The organism is Pseudomonas paraveronii (assembly GCF_963681955.1).
Classification (GTDB): Bacteria; Pseudomonadota; Gammaproteobacteria; order Pseudomonadales; family Pseudomonadaceae; genus Aquipseudomonas; species Aquipseudomonas paraveronii.
The window spans coordinates 3,238,918-3,257,011 of the sequence record NZ_OY817130.1; the positions used below are offsets into that span (position 1 = coordinate 3,238,918).

Consider the following 18,094-nt stretch of genomic DNA (forward strand, 5'->3'; position numbering starts at 1 on the left):
CCACCAATGACGATTTCCAGCAGCCTTGCGCACGCTTTGTCCCCGCATCCTTCCACCGCCAACGACACGCTGGAGCCAGCTGCGCAGGTAGCTGTAGCGCCCGACCGCAAAAGCCCTCACCTCTCTGCCCCTGGCAATTCCCCCCGCGCCAGGGGCGACAGTGAATTGGCGCAGAACTACGGCAAGGCATTGCTGGGCTTCAGCGGCGTTCCCGTCCACGACAACGCGATCATGGTGGATATTCCGCCGGATTCAACCTTCGGTCAGTGGTGGAACCTGCTGGGCGATGCCGCTCGATCTCCGGAGTTCCTCGACTGGCGGCGCCAGGTCAGAGCCCTGCCCAGCTCGATCAAGATCGTGCCGCAAAGCGGTCAAGTCACCTACCGTGTCACCCCAGACGTTTCGCCCAATACGCCCTTACAGCTGCGTGCGAGCGACGACAAGCACTGGTCGGCGGTGCGAGGGCCGTTAATGGATGCCGGAGGGATCATCTCCGACAGGAACCGGCCGTTCCCCCTTCCGTTGTCCGGGAGCACCAACCGTGCGCCGGCCTGGCTGGTTGGGCAGTTCTACCAAGAGCCGACGCGAATCGCCCCTTCCGACTTCCAGCAACGTGCCGCCGAGCTGGAGCGCGATAAAACCTTTGCTCCGCTTGACCCCGCTGTGTTCCCTGGGCTCCAGGAAAAGCGCAGCGAGGATGCACTCAAGCAGCAGCAGACGCTGCTGGGGAATATCAACAACCGGCACCAAGCCGCTGTATTGTTGAAGTACCTGGGGACAGTGCTTGCCTCCGGCGCCCTTGAGCTGTCGCAGGTTCCCGCGTATCTGCGTGAAACCACCTTCGAATTGAACCCCCATTCCTCATACGAACAGGACCGCGGCGCGCAGGACGGAGGCCTGGTCAGCCTGGCTGATTTTCTTGAATACCACGGCTTTGAAAAACCCCGCACTGCACAGGAAGTGGAGAACCTCAAGCTATTCCTCCTCGCGCCCACACCGCGAAGTCCCGCCCATGGCAACTATGGTGGCGCGCTGTCCTGGCCGCAACCGATCGGTACGGACACCCAGCGCCAACTGTTAGCATTCTTGCAGCATGGCAATGTTGGCGACCTGAACCTGGGAAGCAATCGCAATGTGTTGGAAGCGTTGATGCAAGGTGTGGCAGTCGAAGCCCACGAGCTTCGCAACCCACGACAACTGCTCGACCGCATCATCCAGTCGCCCAAGGGCCAGGCGCTAGGGGCGGCCATCCAGGCCAAGTTCAACACCCTATCAGTCAAAGGCAGCGTCAATGACTGGCTAATGGCGGCCTTGAACCTGAATTACACCGATGCATTCACCCAGGCAAACTTGCCCCAGAAGCACATTTCAGGCTTTGACCTGGCCGGCCAGCAGCTTAAAGGCAAACCTTTGTCAGAGACGGCCCAGCGCGTGGCCGACCATTTGTACTACATCACAAAAGAGGCTTCGTCACCGGAAAAAGCCCTTATCCAGGCCAACCTGAAGCTGGCCTCCAAGGCGCCGGAGTTGCTGGTCAAGGATATCCCGGCCACGGTCACTCACGGCTCCCCCGCCCACGTCAGCTTCAGTACCGCGGTGGCCCGCATAGAGGCTGAGACGCCGGGCCGGGCATCAACCATGAGTTACGGGGAGGTCATGTTGTACGCCGATATCGCCCCGGTGTCCCAGGCTCAGCGTCAGATCGAATATGTCGCCCAGCATGAAGCACTCAAGGAGTGGGGCCTGACCAACCGCATCGTCACGAGCGTGACGTCGCCCGCGGATATGCAAACCATTACCGACGCCTTTAACCAACAGGTTGGCGAACTGCGCGCCGCATCCAAAGCACAGCGCACGCCTGTGCCTGCGTCGCGCAAGGAGTTGGCCCTGGCCGAATTGCGCAAGGCGCTGGGTGATGACGTACACCTGGAGCTGAAGTGCATCGTACTGGGCACTTACGATAAAGATCGACCCGGGCCCTATTCGATATTGGACTTGTACATGGAGAACATGCTGCACAACCCGCCCAAGGTGCCCTACCACCCGGCCAGGCGCGACAATAGGCCACGCCCCAACCAATGGGTGATTGAGCCCTACACGCCACCGCGCAGGGGGCCCGGCCGCTCAGCCGCCAACACCCCCAACTTCACCCTTGAAGAGGTCTTGAGCAAGACGCAAAACCTGAAGAATATCAGCAGGGAATTCGTCAGTGAGTTCAAACGGTTTGGTCAGGCCCTGGATAGCAGCGTCGCCACTCAGGTCAAGCATCTGATCGCCCAGTTACCGCTGGAAGACCGACAGAATATCGAATACGGGGGCCTGTCGATCTTCAAGGAGTTCCACGGTGAGCATCAGGCCAGCGGTATCGTCCGGGTGCCGGCTGCCGAGGGCAATCCGGTGCTGTTGAAAGTGATGCGCGACGGGGTGGCCCATACCTATGAACTCAATGTCCAAAAAAACACCCTCACCAAACGTCGGGATCTCGGGGATTTTCAGCCCGGTTATCAGCCCGGGCCTCATATAGAAGACGGAAAACCACGGGATAACAGGACGCCTTACACGGACATGGTCCCCGTCACCCTGTCAATTCGCGATGAAAGCAGCGCTGTTGAACGCCAACAGCTCCTACAAGAAAAAACCGACACCGGAGGCCCGCTGAATAGTTTCGCCAGCCCTAGAAGCGCAGCCATCGGTGCCACGGTGGCCAAGGTCAGCAGTGTATGGGGAGCGCTGGAGGCCGAGGCTCGAGGGGTTACGACGGTTGAGTCCGAGGTTCCCTTCTACAGGAAGTTGAGCACGTTTCTTCTTGACTTGATCCCATTCCGCTCGGCGATCAATAACTTTATAGATGGCAATATCGGCGAAGGGATCGTTGACTTGTCACTCGACATATTTGGCGTCTTGACGGCCGGGACGGCGACTGTGGGCAAAGCCGCAAAAATTGCAACCAGCACGCTGTCGGCGGGTGGCAAGGCCTTGCGTACCGCCAAGACCCTGGGGCTTGGGGCGATCAGCCTGGTCAACCCGTTGGACGGCGCGACAGATTTACTGCGCGTGACCGGGCGCGGGTTGGCAAGTGCCGGCAAACGCGTCATCACTGACACGATTCAAGACCTGCGGAAACTGCGAGGCACGCACACCCGTTATGACCTGGTCGCCGCCAGCAAACAATACGACGCCGCCGCGATGGGCACGTTCAAGACGTCCGGTGAGACCCTGCAAGGTAGCGCTGTACTCCAAGACGGTAAATGGTATGCCTTTGATACAGTGACCCAGCGCCCGTTCGGCAAAGTACTGGATGATTTCCAGCCGTCGATACGAGGTGGCAGTCCGGAGCTTCATGCGTGGCAAAACATGCAGCGCTCTCCCTCACCGGCGTCGATTCAGATCCGAAAAGATTGGGAAATACTGCTCGATCGCCACCACGGCGACGGGACGCCCAGCGCAGCCTTTGAGAGTGGCTATGAGGACGGCGCGCCGGAACTGATCAAAGGCTACGTCAAGGGGATGAAATCAGAAGACGTGATGAAACTGGCACTGCATCCAGACCGCACCGCACAAGAAGTGGGCACATTAGTCCGGCAGCAGGAACGGCTGGCTGTCCAGCACGGGCTCAACGGCACACAACATTTCAACGCCCACGTAAATGCCGTCGGAGGGACGTTCACCCCCGTACCTCAGGCCTTCTACCTTAGTCAGGTCAACCGTCTTTCCGAGGGTCAGTGCGCCGCTCTTACTCGTACATTTGCGTCAGCCAAGGCTCACGGAAAAGAGCGAGTGTTCATTGACAACCTGTACGTCGCCGCCGCTGATCCGCGGAGCGAGGAGGCGCGAGTATTTACTCGCACCTTAGGCGACGTGCAAAAGAGCATCAGCACACCGACAATGTTTCACGCCGGTAATCCGCAGCACCAGGTAACGTATCAGGACATGATTACGGAACTGGCCAACGCGCCCGAGGGCAAGACCGTGATGATCGACTCCCCCGGCCATGCAATGCTGGCCGGGTCCGTGCCGGACGGCGACGGTAAGAAGTTCTTTTTTTACGACCCTAATTTTGGGGTGGCCGAGTTCTCAAGCGAGGCCATGATGAAGCGAGGTCTCGAAAAAATATTCAATAGCAAGAATCTCCCCGTCCAATACAAGACCTATAGCAATGACCCCAAAAAACTTGAATTCAAGATCAGCGACCATAATGAGTCGTGGATAGGCACTGCGAGTCTTCATGACAGACCTATCAAACGGCTTTATGAAGACCCTATCCCTACGACTATCACTAACGTGGAGCCCCCCGCTCAGACCCACTACGTCCATATGTCGGACTATACGGACGTCACCGTCACTGACCCGACGTCAATCATCAGCACCCGAGGTATTGGTGACTGTTCGGCACTGGCAGTGCTAACCGACTTGAAAGACGGTGTCTACCGGAAACGAACGTTGCTGCACTTCCCTGGCGGCACGCCGACGACTGAACAACATAGGGTACTTAAACAACTGGAGGGGGAATTGGATCAGGGAAGCAAAGTGATTTATGTGGGCGGTGATAATGTCCGGAGCATCCCTGGATTAGGCATCGCACTGAAGCAAAGTCACACCAGTGAACAAGTGGTGTTCAACATCGCAAACAAATACCCGGCCTCCACTACGATCGCAACGGCTAACCGCATTGACATAAAACCCGATGGATCATTTGAGCTCTTCGAGGGGACTAACCCTGCACGGGTACTTGATCCGCATGCAAAGGCCGAGGTGCTTGCCTGGTAACCCTGACTTCTCGCCGGTCAGAGACTATTCGAGCGTTGACTGACACACGGACGTGTCACGCCAACAACTCCTGGATACGCATTTGCAACGTATCCAGGTCAAACGGCTTGGCCAGGATCGGCGCCTTGCGTGTGATCGGGCTGTTGCAGTCAAGAATTTCCTGCGGATAGCCACTGATAAAAATCACTTTAAGCTCCGGGCGCAACTTGATCGCCGGCTCGGCGATCTGCACCCCGGAAATACCGCCCGGCAGGCGATAGTCAGTCACCATGAGGTCCAGGTGCGGTTTACTGGCGAGGATTTCAAAAGCCTCTTCGCCATTGATCGCCTTCAATACCCGAAAGCCCAGGCCTTTGAGGTATTCGTCCAGGACAAACATAATCGATTCGTCGTCCTCGACGATCAGAACAACGTCTTGTGCATCTTCACTCATGGGAAGCCTTTGTCCGGTCAATTGCTGCACTTACGACCATGCAGTCACGCAGAGGTTGCGTCGAAGTGACGATTGTTTTCACGCCGATGCGTCCAGGGGCAGGCACACCCGGAACAGGGCGCCCTCGCCTATCTGGCTCTGCACCTCGATGGAGCCGCCATGGGCCGCGACGATCTGTTCGGAAATAAACAACCCCAAGCCCAGACCGGCGGCCACATGGCTGGCGGAGACGCGCTCGAACTGCTGGAAAATCCGCTTCTGATTGTCGGCGCTGATGCCGATGCCGTGATCTCGCACCTCCAGCCGTGCTTCGCCGTGTTCGCTGTACACCCGCACTTCCACCGGGCTCTTGGCCCCATAACGCAGGGCGTTGGTCAGCAGGTTGGACACCACCTGCTCGATGCGGAACTCATCCCAGCTGCCTTCCACCGGGCCTTCTGCCTCCAGTTGCACGGACGATTCGGCGGCGGCCACTTGCGGTGCGAAGTTTTCCAGCAGGTTGCGCACCAGTTGCGTGAGGTCGAAGCGCGCCGGACGAATCGACAGCTTACCGGTGCGGATGCGCGACACGTCGAGCATGTCTTCGATCAGGCGGATCAGGCTCTGGATCTGCCGCTCGTCACGGTCGACCATGGCGTGCATCTTGTCCAGGGTGAACGCTGCGGCGTTGTCCCGGGCCAGGTGCATTTTGCGCAACTGGGTTTCGAGGATCAGCCCATTGAGCGGCGTGCGCACTTCGTGGGCGACGATCGACATGAAGTCATCGCGCATGCGCACCGCCTGCTCCAGCTCAGCCTGAGTGGCCTGCAGGCGAGCCAGCAGCAACTCCTGTTCGCGACGGCTGTGCTCCAGCGCTTGCACCTGCAGTTTCATCGCCTTGCTTTGGCGGTACAGGTCGACGAACACATTGACCTTGCTCTTCACCGCATGGATATCCAGCGGCTTGTGCAGGAAGTCCACGGCGCCGCTTTCGTAGCCCTTGAAGGCATAGTTGAGTTCGCGGCCGGCGGCGCTGACGAACACGATCGGGATGTTCTTGGTTTTTTCGGTGCCGCGCATCAACTCGGCCAGCTCGAAACCGTTCATGCCGGGCATCTGCACATCGAGAATCGCCATGGCGAACTCGTGCTCCAGCAACAGGGACAAGGCCTCGTCGGCGCTCAAGGCCTTGAAGACTTGACGGTCCTCGCGCTTGATCAGCGCTTCGAGGGCCAGCAGGTTTTCCGGCAGATCATCGACGATCAGCAGTTTGGCCTGGACAGTACTTAACATGGGGAAGATTCCAGGGAAGCCAGCAATGAGCCAATCCGGCTCAAGCTCAGAATATGATCAGGCGTGTGTAAGGCCAGGGCCGCCAGGGGCATCACGGCAATCCGGGCGTCCTTGGGGTCCTGGACCACGGTGGTGGCGCCGGATTGCTTGGCGTGGGCCAGTCCTTGAGCGCCATCCTGGTTGGCGCCGGTCAGCAAAATCGCCAGCAAGCCCTGACCATAGGCATCGGCGGCCGAAGCGAACAGGTAATCGATGGCGGGCCGGGAGTGGTGTACCCGGTCTTCCTGGCTCAAAGACAGGCTGCGGTCATGCTCCACCGACAGGTGATAACCGGGGCTGGCGAAGTACAAGGTGCCCGGTTGGATCACTTCCTTGTCCTGCCCTTCGCGTACCGGAATCCGCAAACGCCGCGCAAACACTTCTGCCAACTGGCTACGGCGCTGATCCGGCAGGTGCAGCACGGCAATGATCGGTAGGCTAAAGGTCTCCGGCAGATCGCCAAAAATACTCAGCAACGCCTCAACGCCGCCGGCGGACGCGCCGACGACGATGGCTTCAATCCCACAAATCGGGTTGGCGGCAGCGTCGTTCATGATTTTCGGTAGATCCGTTCCTGTTTGACCAAGGGCTCGAATTGCGTGCTGTAGGCGGAAAAATCCAGGGTTTCCTTGCTGCCCAGCACAAGAAAGCCGCGATGACACAACGACTCATGAAACAATCCAAAGGCCCGATCCTGCAATTTTTTATTGAAGTAAATCAGTACATTGCGACACGAAATTAATTGAGTTTCTGAGAATACACTGTCGGTTGCCAGGCTGTGGTCGGCGAACGTGACATTCTCGCGCAACGTCTTGTCGAAGATTGCGTAATCGTATGCCGCCGTGTAGTAGTCGGCAAATGAACGCTGCCCGCCGGCCTGCTGGTAGTTGGCGGTATAGGCTCGCACATTCTCCAGGGAGAAGATCCCCTGCTTGGCTTTATCCAGCGACGCCGGGTTGATGTCGGTGGCGTAGATGATGGTGCGCTCCAGCAGCCCTTCTTCGCGCAGCAGAATCGCCATGGAGTACACCTCCTCCCCCGTGCTGCAACCGGCGATCCAGATCTTGATCGACGGGTAAGTCTTGAGCAGCGGCACCACTTCCTGGCGGATCGCGAGGAAGTGCGACGGGTCGCGAAACATCTCGCTGACCGGGATCGTCAAAAACTGCAGCAACTGCATGAACGCCGCCGGGTCGTGCAACACGCGCTCCTGCAGCGCCGAAATCGTCGCGCAATCAAACTGGCGCAGGGCGTGGGCCACACGGCGTTTGACCGACGCGCCGGAGTAATCGCGAAAGTCATAGCTGTACTTGAGGTAGATCGCCTCAATCAGCAAGCGCAGTTCAATATCACTGCTTTTATCCAAAAAACCGCGCTCCACTTAAATGCGTTCCATCTTCGGTAGCCATACGCGAATCAGCGAGAACAGACGATCCAGATCAATCGGCTTGGCCAGGTAATCGTTGGAGCCGGCCGCGAGGCAACGCTCCTGATCGTCCTTCATCGCCTTGGCCGTCACGGCGATGATCGGCAGCTTCTTCCAGCGTGGGTCCTGGCGGATCAAGGCGGTGGCCTCGTAACCGTCCATTTCCGGCATCATCACGTCCATCAGCACCAGGTCGATATCCTCGATTTCATTGAGTCTGGCGATGGCTTCATGGCCGTTACGCCCGATCACCACCACGGCGCCTTTGTGCTCCAGGGCGCTGGTCAGGGCGAAGATGTTGCGCACATCGTCGTCCACCAACAGGATCTTGCGCCCTTCGAAGACCTTGTCGCGGCTGCGCGCGGTCTTGAGCATCTTCTGGCGCTCATGGGACAGCTGCGATTCGATTTTGTGCAAAAAGAGTGTGACTTCGTCGAGCAGGCGCTCCGGCGAACGGGCGCCCTTGATGATGATCGAGCGCGAATACTTGCGCAGCTCGGCCTCTTCGTCGCGGGTCAGGTTGCGCCCGGTGTAGACGATCACCGGCGGGAACGAGCAGATATCCTCGGAGGCCATGCGCTTGAGCAGCTCGTTGCCGAGCATGTCCGGTAACTTGAGGTCGATGATCATGCAGTCATAGATGTTGGTGCGCAGCAGATCGAGGGCTTCCTGGGCAAAGCCGACGGCGGTGATCTCGATGTCATCGTCGCCGATCAGGCGGGCAATGCTTTCACGCTGCAGGTCATCGTCTTCTACCAGCAGGATGCGCTTGACCTTCTGGGTCAGTTTGGCTTCCAGGCGCGCGAACACGTCTTTGAGCTCTTCGCGGGTGGTGGGTTTCACCGCGTAACCGATGGCGCCCATGTGCATGGCGGCTTCGACGCGGTCTTCCACGGAGATCACATGCACGGGGATGTGGCGGGTATTGGCGTGTTCCTTGAGGCGTTGCAGCACCGTCAGCCCGGAATGGTCCGGCAGGCGCATGTCGAGCAAAATGGCGTCGGGGATGTATTCCTCGGCCAGGCTGTAACCCTCATCCGCGCCATGGGCCACCAGGCAGTGGTAGCCCAGCTCATGGGCGAGGTCGAACAGAATGCGCGCAAAGTTCGGTTCGTCTTCCACCACCAGGATGCAACGTGTGGTGAACGGCGCTTTTTCGCGGTCGTCGGCAAAGCGCGGGATCTGTGTGGCATCGGCCACCGGCAGCGGCGAGACCGCGATGGGCTTGGGCGCCGGGGCGGCAACGACCTGGCGCGGTTGTTCGGCAGGCGCAGCGTCTTCATCGCGTTCGACGTACTGCTCCGGGATGACCAGGGTGAAAATACTGCCCTGGCCGGGTTCGCTGGTGACGCTGATATAGCCGCCAAGCAACGCGGCCAGGTCACGAGAGATCGACAGCCCCAGGCCGGTGCCGCCGTAACGGCGATTGGTGGTGCCGTCGGCCTGGCGGAAGGCTTCAAAGATGCTTTCCTGCTGATCCGGGGCGATACCGATCCCGGAATCGCGCACGGTAAAGGCAATGCCCTCACCCGGTGCGCGGGACACCGACAGGCTGACCTGGCCCTGCTCAGTGAACTTGACCGCGTTGGACAGCAGGTTCTTGAGAATCTGCTCCAGGCGCTGGCGGTCGGTAAAGATCAGGGTCGGCGTACCTTCCTGCACCTCCACCTGGAACCCCAGCTTGCGATCGGCCGCCAGCGGCTCGAACATTCCGCGCAGGCCGTCGACCAGCCGCACCACGCTGGCGTTTTCCGGGCGCATTTCCAGCTTGCCGGCTTCGACCTTGGAGATATCCAGGATGTCGTTGATCAGGTTGAGCAGGTCATTGCCGGCGGAATAGATCGACTCGGCAAACTTGACTTGCTCGGCGCTGAGGTTTTCCTGCGGGTTCTCCGCCAGCAACTTGGCCAGGATCAGCGAACTGTTCAGCGGCGTGCGCAGTTCGTGGGACATGTTGGCGAGGAATTCGGATTTGTATTTGCTGGAGCGCTGCAACTCTTCGGCGCGGTCTTGCAGTTCGAACTGAGCCTGGTTGAGTTCGACGTTCTTGCGGTCCATGGCATCGCGCTGCTCGGACAGGGTCTGGGCCTGCTCGGCCAATTGCTCGTTCGTCTGTTCGAGTTCTGCCTGTTGCGTTTCCAGGTGGGTCTGCGACTCCTTGAGGATGCGCGATTGCTCTTCCAGCTCTTCGTTGGCGGTCTTGAGCTCTTCCTGTTGCACTTGCAGCTCTTCGTTGAGCTGTTGGGTCTCGGCCAGCACTTCCTGCAGGCGCTGGCGATAGCGGGCGGCTTCGATGGAGGTGCCGATATTGCCGCCGATGAGTTCCAGCAACTCGACATCACGGTCTTCCAACGGGCGCAGGAAGCCCAGTTCGACCACGCCGTTGACCCGGTCATCATCACTGGTGGGCATCACCAGTACGCTTCGCGTCGGCCCCTCACCCAGGCCGGAACTGACCTTGAAGTAGTCGACAGGCACATCGTCCAGGCGAATCAGGCGATCGAGCTGGGCGGCCTGCCCAACGATGCCTTCGTCGCTGTAGATCGCCTGCTCCTGCTGCTCCTGTTCGCGGGAGAAACCATAGGTGGCCACGCGCTTGAGGCCGCCGTGTTCTTCACGCACATACAGCGCCGCGACCGCCGAGCCCATGTACTGGGCAAAGAACTGCAGGATATTGCGCCCCAACAGGTTCAGGGTCAGTTGACCGAGCACCTGCTCAGCCAATTCAGTCTGGCCATTGCGCAGCCAGGCTTGCTGTTCCAGGCGTCGCGCAATCTTCTCTTGTGACGTGAGGTTTTCGCTATAACTATTTGATAGAGAAAGTAAATTTTTACGGCCAATGTAGGCCAGGAAGCCACTCAACCCCAGCACGAACACCAAGTACAGGGCGACGCTGATGACGGTAGTACGGGTGACTTCTTCGTTGCGGGCGATCCGGAACTGTTGCTCCATCGCCACCGCGTCGTCGTATTCCTTACGAATCTCATCGGTCAGGCGTTTGCCCCGGCCAGCCTTCACTGCGCTGCGGTAATCACCGCTCTCGCGCTGCATATCAATCATCGACTGGGCGTATTTGTTCCACTCGATTTGCAGGGCTTCCAGGCGCCTGAGGCGGTATACCTGCTGGGGGTTGTCCGCTACCAGTTCCTGCAAATTGCGCAAATCGGCAATGATCCGCGGCTTGGCCACTTCATACGGGTCGAGAAAATGCTCGTCGCCCGTGATCAGAAAGCCGCGCATGCCGGTTTCCAGGTCAACCGTCAGCTTGGACGTTTCATTGAGGTTATTGATGACCCGGTCGGTGTGCTCTACCCATTGGATCACCGACAACAAATAAGTGATCAGGCACACGAAAAACACCGCGCTGAGTACACCCACACCGAGGGGCAGTGCCACGTTGCGGCTCAACAGTGCACGAAAGCTCTTTTCATCGACGGACGACGAGGGGGTCATGGGCATGCCTTGGCCAAGTACGGAAAAACCCGGAGTTTGCCCCAAAGTTGTCGTTGAACGCTATTTTTCTGCCATGAACGGGCGCAATCCAACGCGGAAAATCGAGCACAAGCGCCCAGGGCACCGTTCACCTTCCGTCGTAGTTTCAGTTGCTCACACTCCGCGCGCCCTGATCCGGAACCTGGGTGATCAGGTTTCACACAGAAGAAAGCGTCTTGGGAAAAGGGAAGCTCCGCGAAAAAGACGTTCACCTTCTTTTCAAAAAACGGTGCTCGCATGACTATTTCTTCTTTGCAAACCCGACCCAGCGCTTCATTGATATCCCTTTCCGCGCAAACGCCAGAACCCGTCGATACTCGGCCGGCCATGACGCTCACATCCGGCCACGACTCACCGGTGCCAACGCCGCCGCCAGCCAGCGTCACCGTCGAGCCAAGCTCCAGCCTCAAGGCGAAGCTGGGGCATCATCACAACTTCAAAACACTCGGAGACAAACTCAACGAAATCGCCCAGCGGCTAGGGCCTGATGCCTCCGCTCCGGCGGTGCTGGCGGCCCTCAAGACAACACCGATGGACGTTCACCCAGACTCGGTTTATCACAGCGAAGTCGGCGGCAGCACCAGCGTGGATAGCTTTATCAATCGCCAGGGAGGATTGCTTTTACCCTATAGCCATTTATCCCTGATCGGTCTGTCGGACGCCATGGCCGCCCGATCCCAGGCACACCCGTTGGGCAACCTGGGCGGCGCCCTCAGTTGGCCGATGCCCTTGAGCGCCGACGAGCAACAACGCTTGCATGCCAACACGCTGAATTACACCGACCCGCTTGGGCAAAAACAGTCGCTCAAGCAAACCGCGGGCGGTGTACTGGAGTTCCTGCGCCATCGAACCCCGCTGCCCGCTGAAGCGCTGACGAGCCCGGCCGCGACGTTGAACGCCCTCATCAGTTCGCCAGAGGCGCAATCATTGGGCGCTGCGCTGCAGGAACAGATGCAGGGTATTGCCACCGATAGCAGCACGCTCGACTACCTCCTCGCGGCCGTTACATTGCAATTGGACCCAGCGTCCATCACCGCCCCCCAACGCAATCGCGTTGCCGGTTTTGACCTGGCCGACGCAACACTCAAGGGCAAGTCGGCCACCCAGATACGCGATGCGCTGAGTCAACACCTGGTGGCACGAGGCAAGACCAGCCCTGAACTGGCAGGCGCAGCCGCCCACCTGCTACTCGCCGGTCGTGCGCCAGTCTTCCTGATCAAGGACATTCCAGACAGCGTCACCTATGGCAGCCCGGCCTGGGTCAATCTCGCGGTGGCCGCAACCACCATCGATGCCCTGACACCAGGCCGAGTTGCCAACATGAGTTTCTCCCAGGTGATGCTGGAAGCCGAACACGCCAGCGGCGCAGACCAGGACGTGACGGACGCCGCTCAGCGTAATGCGTTGATTGATTGGGGCGCGGCCAATGGCGTACTGGAAAAAAAAGCCGATCACCTGTACACCGCCGATGAATTGAACAGCCTGGTGACAAGCTTCAATGCCCGTCGAGCGTTGATGTCGACCGCATCAGAGGCTTTCGACAAGGACATCCCGTCACGTAAAGAGTTGGCGTTGGCGGAACTGAGAAAGCGTTTTCCCAAGCACGAGGCGCTGTTTGAAGAGAAGCTGATTCACGTAAGCCATGTGCCGGGTGGGGATATCCGCCGTAGCAACCAGGTGGTGGGCCCACACTCGCTGCTGGATGTCGCGATGATGGACATCGGGCCTGACGCGGTTTACAGCTCCCGCGACCGCCGCGTCCCCCTGGCGGCGTTGAACGCCAACCCCGGCTTTGGGGTAGCCGACGCGTTCGAATCACAGTTCAAAGATGTTATCGAAGAAAAAAAAGCCGCGATCGGCACGTATATCAAGCACTTGATCAGCCAATTGCCGGAGCAGGACCGAAAAAACTTTGAACAGGGCAATGTCACTTTTTTTCAGAAACACTCCCACAAAATCGGATTGGGTTTGTTCGGTGACAAAACGGAGCGTCCCAAAGGCGAAGAGTTGCTGGTCAGGATCGAACGCGACGGCATGGCCAGTGCGTATGCAATCAACTTCAACGCCGGCGCTATCCGTAGCATTCCCGAGAGCCAGGCAACGCCCCGCGCCTCAAGGTCGGCGAGTATCGGCCACGAAACAAAAGAGTTCAGCCCCCGCGCGGGTCAATCCCTGCGGAACACTCCACCGCCAGCGTCCGGCGAGTCCCCCGGCGATACCTTTGCCTCGCCCCGCGTCCAACTGATCGCCGACGCCTTCGTTGAACATCTCAATCTCGATGATCCTGCGATCAAACAACAGGCGCGCGGCCTCACCACTGACGACAAAAATCGGAACAGGTCCGAAAAGGTTGAAAACTTCCTGCTGGACCTGATCCCTTTGCGCTCCGCGATCAACCACTTTCGTAATGGCAATATTGGTGACGGCGTGATCGATCTGAGCCTGGACGCGTTCGGTTTTCTGACGGCGGGCGCGGCGACAGCGGGCAAGGTGGTCAAGATCGCGGGGACCGCGGCTTCGGCTGCAACCCGCGTGGCGCGGGCGGCCAAAACCATCGGCATGGCAACTTTCGGCGCGCTCAACCCGCTGGGCGGCGCAGGCGACTTGGCGGTTGGCGGTGCGCGCCTGCTCGGTAACGGGCTCAAATCCCTCGGGACCAAGGGCGTCCAGGGGGTGAACGCATTACGTGGCGCGGCGGGCCGTTACGACCTGTTGAAAGCCGCCAGCAACGACCAGGGTGTCCTCGCCACCGGCACCGTAAAAATCGGCGAGCACAGTATCGACGGCGCCGCCGTGCTGAAAAATGGTCAATGGCATGCCTTCGACGCCGAAAAAATGCGCGCATACGGCGGCCCGCTCCAGGGCTTCACACCGGCCACTGTCTCGGTGAGGGGGCAGATCAACCAGAGTTTTACCGATTGGCTCTACAAGAAGCTGGCGGGCGAAACAGTGCCGACGGCGGGCGCTCCCAGCGTACTCGGTCAATATGTACCCAGGGCGTTCGACGACGCATTGCGACGCGCCCAAGCCCCCGCGCAGATTTCCGACTTCAACGCCGGCTACGCGCATGGCAACCCGCACAGGGTGCCTGGCTACTCGTCAGATATGAATGTGATCGAGCTTCAGACCCTGGCCTCCCAAGGATGGATGAGCGCGCAAGACATCGGCACGCTGGTCAAACAGATCGAGCGCCAGAAAGTCAAACTGATCCAGGACGGCTTTTTGCTGTTCCAGCAAGATATCCATGCAGTTGGCGGCACCGTGACCCCCATGCCCCAGGAGTTTTACCTCAGCCAAACCAACCTGGCCTCACAGGGCGAGTGTGCGGGTATCGCCAATACCCTGGCGCTGGCAATCCATTCGGGCGACGAGACGACCTACCTGGGAAATATGTTCAAAGCCGCCGCCAACCCGGGCGACCCCAACGCTGCCCAGTTCATCCGCACCCTCAAGTCTTTTCATCGCGCGGTCAGCCACGTGGAAACCTTCCATATGGGCAAGCAGTCCAGGCAAATCCCCTATGACGAGATCGCTACCGAGCTGACCAGCGCGACGCCGCCAAGGAGCATGCGGATCGCAACGCGGGATCACGCACTGCTGGCCGGCGTCACGATGCACAACAACAGGCCTGTCTGGTTCTACTTTGACCCGAATTTCGGGCTGGCCAAGTTCGACTCGGCCGAGGCCATGAAAAATGGTCTGGAACGCACCTTGAACCGCGGCACCAGCCCGTTTCAGCATCGGGCATACGGCACGAATCCGGGCGCGCCTGAGTATAAGGTGAGTTATTTCGATGCCAGCGATATGCGCGCTTACGGCGATGCCGCACACATCAGCCGCATCGCATCGGTCCCGTTGTAGGTATTTGCACGCCCTGACGCGACATTCTCCGGCGCTAAGTTCACAATGCCAGCAGCTTTTCGGAACTTGCTGGCATTGCCGCCACTCACTACCGGGTTGCGTTTAAACCTGTCACGCCCAGCACCTTCACTTTTTTAGGAATGTTCATTATGTCGGCGCTCACCTCAACCATTCTCGTAGTCGAAGACGACACCATCGTGCGCATGCTGATCGTCGACGTACTCGAAGAGCTGGGGTTTCGTGTATTTGAGGCTGAAGACGCCCAATCGGCGCTCAAATTCGTGAAAGAGACGAGCAATGTCATTGACCTGATGATGACCGATGTCGGCCTGCCGGACATGAATGGCCGGGACTTGGCCATCCTGGTACGCGAACAGCGCCCGCAACTGCCGGTCCTGTTTGCCAGTGGTTATGCCGAGAGCGTCGAGGTTCCGCCCGGTATGCAATCGATCGCCAAGCCGTTCTCCATCGATCAACTGCGCGATAAGGTCAAAGCCATGCTTGGCGCGGCCTGACGTTAGCGCGCCCCTCCAATGCCGCCCAGTTGGGCGGCATTTTTGCGTCAAGCAGTGCGTCATGCCGGGATTAACGTGACGTTCGACCAATAAAGTTGGAAACTCGACGCTTTGCCACGCCACTCAATAGCACTCCTCACAAGACTTCTGGAAGGACGCAACAACATGATTGGAAAACCGACGCGCCTGCTGTTGGCGAGCCTCTCGATACTCATGAGCACTGGCGCCTGGGCCGACTTCACGGCCACCCCCTCTGAGGCTCGGGCGATTGCCAAGGAAGCTTATTTGTATGGCTACCCGGTCGTGGAAATGTACAAGACGCTCTACACCCAGGCGGTCGACAAAGGCGGCGTCAACTACAAGGCACCCTTCAACCGTATCGGCAATACCGCCCAGGTCTTCACCCCCAAGGACACCGCGCTCGCCACGCCGAACCCAGATACGCCCTACTCCTTCGTCTGGATGGACCTGCGCAGCGAGCCGCTGGTGCTGACGTTGCCCAAGATTGAAGACAACCGCTATTACTCGGTGCAACTGATCGACCTCTATACGCAGAACTTCGCGTACCTGGGCACGCGCAGCACCGGCAACAATGGCGGCCACTACATGATCGCCGGGCCCAACTGGAAAGGTCAGCAGCCGGTCGACGTGGATCGCGTGGTGTACAGCGAAAGCAATATCGCCTACGCCCTGTACCGCACGCAGTTGTTTGATGAAAAGGACCTGAACAAGGTCAAGCAGATCCAGAATGGCTACAAAGTGCAGTCTCTCAGCAGCTACGTGAAACAGGCCGCCCCGGCCAAGGCGCCGAAGATCGATTGGCCCAAGCCGATGGCCAGCATGAGCGAAGGCCCCCAACTGTTTCGCTACTTGAACTTCATGCTCGCCTTCGCTGCGCCCCAGGACAGTGAGAAAGACCTGCTCGCACGCTTTGCCACCATCGGCATCGCACCGGGCGCGCCATTCAAGGTCAACCAGTTGAGCACCGAACAGCGTAAAGCGCTGGAAGACGGAATCGCCGACGCCAAGGCCGAGTTTGCAGCGTTCAAAAAAGACAAACTCGACACCCAGCAGGTTGCCGTAGGCGACTTGTTCGGCAACCGCGATCACCTGAACAACAACTACCTGTACCGCTATGCCGGTGCCGACGTGGGGCTTTTCGGCAACTCCGCCGATGAAGCCACCTACTTCAATTACGTTGTCGACAGTGAAGGCAAACCCGCCAACGGCGCACGCCACAGCTACACCGTGCACTTCGCCAAGGACCAACTGCCGCCGGCCGATGCGTTCTGGTCACTGACCCTGTACGACACGAAGACCAAGTTGCTGGTGCCCAACCACAAGAAACGCTACGTGATCAACTCGCGGATGCTGCCCCACCTCAAGCTGGACGCCGATGGCGGCCTGACCCTGGCGCTGCAGCACCACGAACCGCCAAAAGCCGAGCAGAGCAACTGGTTGCCGGCACCGCCCGGCCCGTTCTACGCCGTGTTGCGGATGTACCTGCCAAAGCCCGAGGCGAATAACGGTCAGTGGAAACTGCCGCCGCTGACGCCACTGAAATAGTCCCAGGCACTGCGCGATTTACTGCTTTTTCAGTTTCACATACGACTGGTGCAAGTCCGACGCCCAACCGTCGACCACGCTTTTTACGTCATTGGGCGTCATCACCTGCGAGTCGTTTTCCAGCGGCTTGCCGGTGCCCTTGCGTACGACCTCAGCGATCACCTTGCCGTTGGCGCCGTCGAGAAACTGCGCCTCGGTGCCCAGCACAGTGTCCTGGTCGCGGATGCCGGTGCCGGTACTCACCGCCGCAGCCACCAGGGCGACCGGCACGAACTCATAAGGTTTCAGGCCCTGGGTTTTACTGCTGACCGCCGTGATCGCTGCGCGCACCACTAACACCCCGTTGCCTGGCCCTTGTGCAAGGGGCAATGACTTGCCGATTTCGCGCTTGAGGGCCTGATTGAAGTAGTCGTTGATGCCGCGCAACGTGCTCTCAGGGATTTTCGCGGTGGCTTGGGGCCTGGGGTAAAACTGGGTCGGTTCGATATACACCGCGTTGTAGCGGCCCAGATCCAGTGTCGGATCGACCCAGCGCACCACCTTGACGCCCGAAGGCGACGTGGCCGGCTTGAGGCGGCTGTAATCGGAGAGGAATCCTGAATACTCATCCGGTTGCGTGACTTGGCTGGCACAGCCCACCATCCCGATCGTGGCGATGCAGAGCGTGCTGATCATTAGCCTTAGTTTCATCCTCGAACTCCTTGGCAGTCATCATCAGAACGT

At 59.2% G+C, this 18,094-nt stretch carries 10 protein-coding genes; 4 read left to right on the forward strand and 6 right to left on the reverse strand.

Features of this window, described 5'->3' with window-relative positions:
• The first annotated feature begins 6 nt into the window (after positions 1-6).
• Positions 7-4,767: an Mcf1 protease effector domain-containing protein gene (locus U5A08_RS14695; RefSeq protein ID WP_321847237.1), complete on the forward strand. Its 4,761-nt coding sequence runs from the start codon at positions 7-9 to the stop codon at positions 4,765-4,767.
• A 55-nt stretch (positions 4,768-4,822) separates the two neighbouring features.
• Here U5A08_RS14695 and U5A08_RS14700 read toward each other — a convergent pair whose 3' ends face one another.
• The 5 genes from U5A08_RS14700 to U5A08_RS14720 form a co-directional block, all read right to left on the reverse strand.
• Entirely contained in the window at positions 4,823-5,200 is a 378-nt protein-coding gene (locus tag U5A08_RS14700; protein WP_253395946.1) for a response regulator, read from the reverse strand.
• Positions 5,201-5,278: 78 nt separating this feature from the next.
• Positions 5,279-6,472: a hybrid sensor histidine kinase/response regulator gene (locus U5A08_RS14705; RefSeq protein WP_321847238.1), complete on the reverse strand. Its 1,194-nt coding sequence runs from the start codon at positions 6,470-6,472 to the stop codon at positions 5,279-5,281.
• Positions 6,466-7,065, reverse strand: a complete 600-nt coding sequence (locus U5A08_RS14710; RefSeq protein ID WP_253395950.1) for a chemotaxis protein CheB — start codon at positions 7,063-7,065, stop codon at positions 6,466-6,468. The genes U5A08_RS14705 and U5A08_RS14710 overlap by 7 nt, the downstream gene beginning before the upstream one ends.
• Positions 7,062-7,892 carry a CheR family methyltransferase gene (locus tag U5A08_RS14715; RefSeq protein ID WP_373423750.1) on the reverse strand — a complete coding sequence of 277 codons (831 nt, stop codon included), beginning with the start codon at positions 7,890-7,892 and terminating at the stop codon, positions 7,062-7,064. Before U5A08_RS14715 ends, U5A08_RS14710 begins: the two co-directional genes overlap by 4 nt.
• Positions 7,893-11,390: a response regulator gene (locus U5A08_RS14720; RefSeq protein ID WP_321847239.1), complete on the reverse strand. Its 3,498-nt coding sequence runs from the start codon at positions 11,388-11,390 to the stop codon at positions 7,893-7,895.
• A gap of 366 nt (positions 11,391-11,756) precedes the next feature.
• Here U5A08_RS14720 and U5A08_RS14725 point away from each other — a divergent pair, with 366 nt between their 5' ends.
• The 3 genes from U5A08_RS14725 (at position 11,757) to U5A08_RS14735 (ending at position 17,371) form a co-directional block, all read left to right on the forward strand.
• Complete coding sequence (locus tag U5A08_RS14725; protein WP_321847240.1) at positions 11,757-15,290, forward strand: Mcf1 protease effector domain-containing protein; 3,534 nt, start codon at positions 11,757-11,759, stop codon at positions 15,288-15,290.
• A 149-nt stretch (positions 15,291-15,439) separates the two neighbouring features.
• Positions 15,440-15,805, forward strand: a complete 366-nt coding sequence (locus U5A08_RS14730; protein WP_321847241.1) for a response regulator — start codon at positions 15,440-15,442, stop codon at positions 15,803-15,805.
• Between the two features lie 165 nt (positions 15,806-15,970).
• Positions 15,971-17,371, forward strand: coding sequence for a DUF1254 domain-containing protein (locus tag U5A08_RS14735; RefSeq protein WP_253395960.1), 1,401 nt, complete (start codon positions 15,971-15,973; stop codon positions 17,369-17,371).
• An 18-nt stretch (positions 17,372-17,389) separates the two neighbouring features.
• On the opposite strand, the gene U5A08_RS14740 is transcribed toward U5A08_RS14735, so the two are convergent.
• The gene (locus U5A08_RS14740; protein WP_253395962.1) at positions 17,390-18,061 is read right to left on the reverse strand and encodes a DUF3313 domain-containing protein; all 672 of its coding nucleotides are present in this window, start codon (positions 18,059-18,061) and stop codon (positions 17,390-17,392) included.
• Between the last annotated feature and the right edge of the window lie 33 nt (positions 18,062-18,094).

Bases quoted from the DNA above. Each gene is read 5' to 3' on its own strand.
- U5A08_RS14695 (WP_321847237.1), top strand. From the start codon at position 7: ATGACGATTTCCAGCAGCCTTGCGCACGCTTTGTCCCCGCATCCTTCC.
- U5A08_RS14700 (WP_253395946.1), bottom strand. From the start codon at position 5,200: ATGAGTGAAGATGCACAAGACGTTGTTCTGATCGTCGAGGACGACGAA.
- U5A08_RS14705 (WP_321847238.1), bottom strand. From the start codon at position 6,472: ATGTTAAGTACTGTCCAGGCCAAACTGCTGATCGTCGATGATCTGCCG.
- U5A08_RS14710 (WP_253395950.1), bottom strand. From the start codon at position 7,065: ATGAACGACGCTGCCGCCAACCCGATTTGTGGGATTGAAGCCATCGTC.
- U5A08_RS14720 (WP_321847239.1), bottom strand. From the start codon at position 11,390: ATGACCCCCTCGTCGTCCGTCGATGAAAAGAGCTTTCGTGCACTGTTG.
- U5A08_RS14725 (WP_321847240.1), top strand. From the start codon at position 11,757: ATGACGCTCACATCCGGCCACGACTCACCGGTGCCAACGCCGCCGCCA.
- U5A08_RS14730 (WP_321847241.1), top strand. From the start codon at position 15,440: ATGTCGGCGCTCACCTCAACCATTCTCGTAGTCGAAGACGACACCATC.
- U5A08_RS14735 (WP_253395960.1), top strand. From the start codon at position 15,971: ATGATTGGAAAACCGACGCGCCTGCTGTTGGCGAGCCTCTCGATACTC.
- U5A08_RS14740 (WP_253395962.1), bottom strand. From the start codon at position 18,061: ATGAAACTAAGGCTAATGATCAGCACGCTCTGCATCGCCACGATCGGG.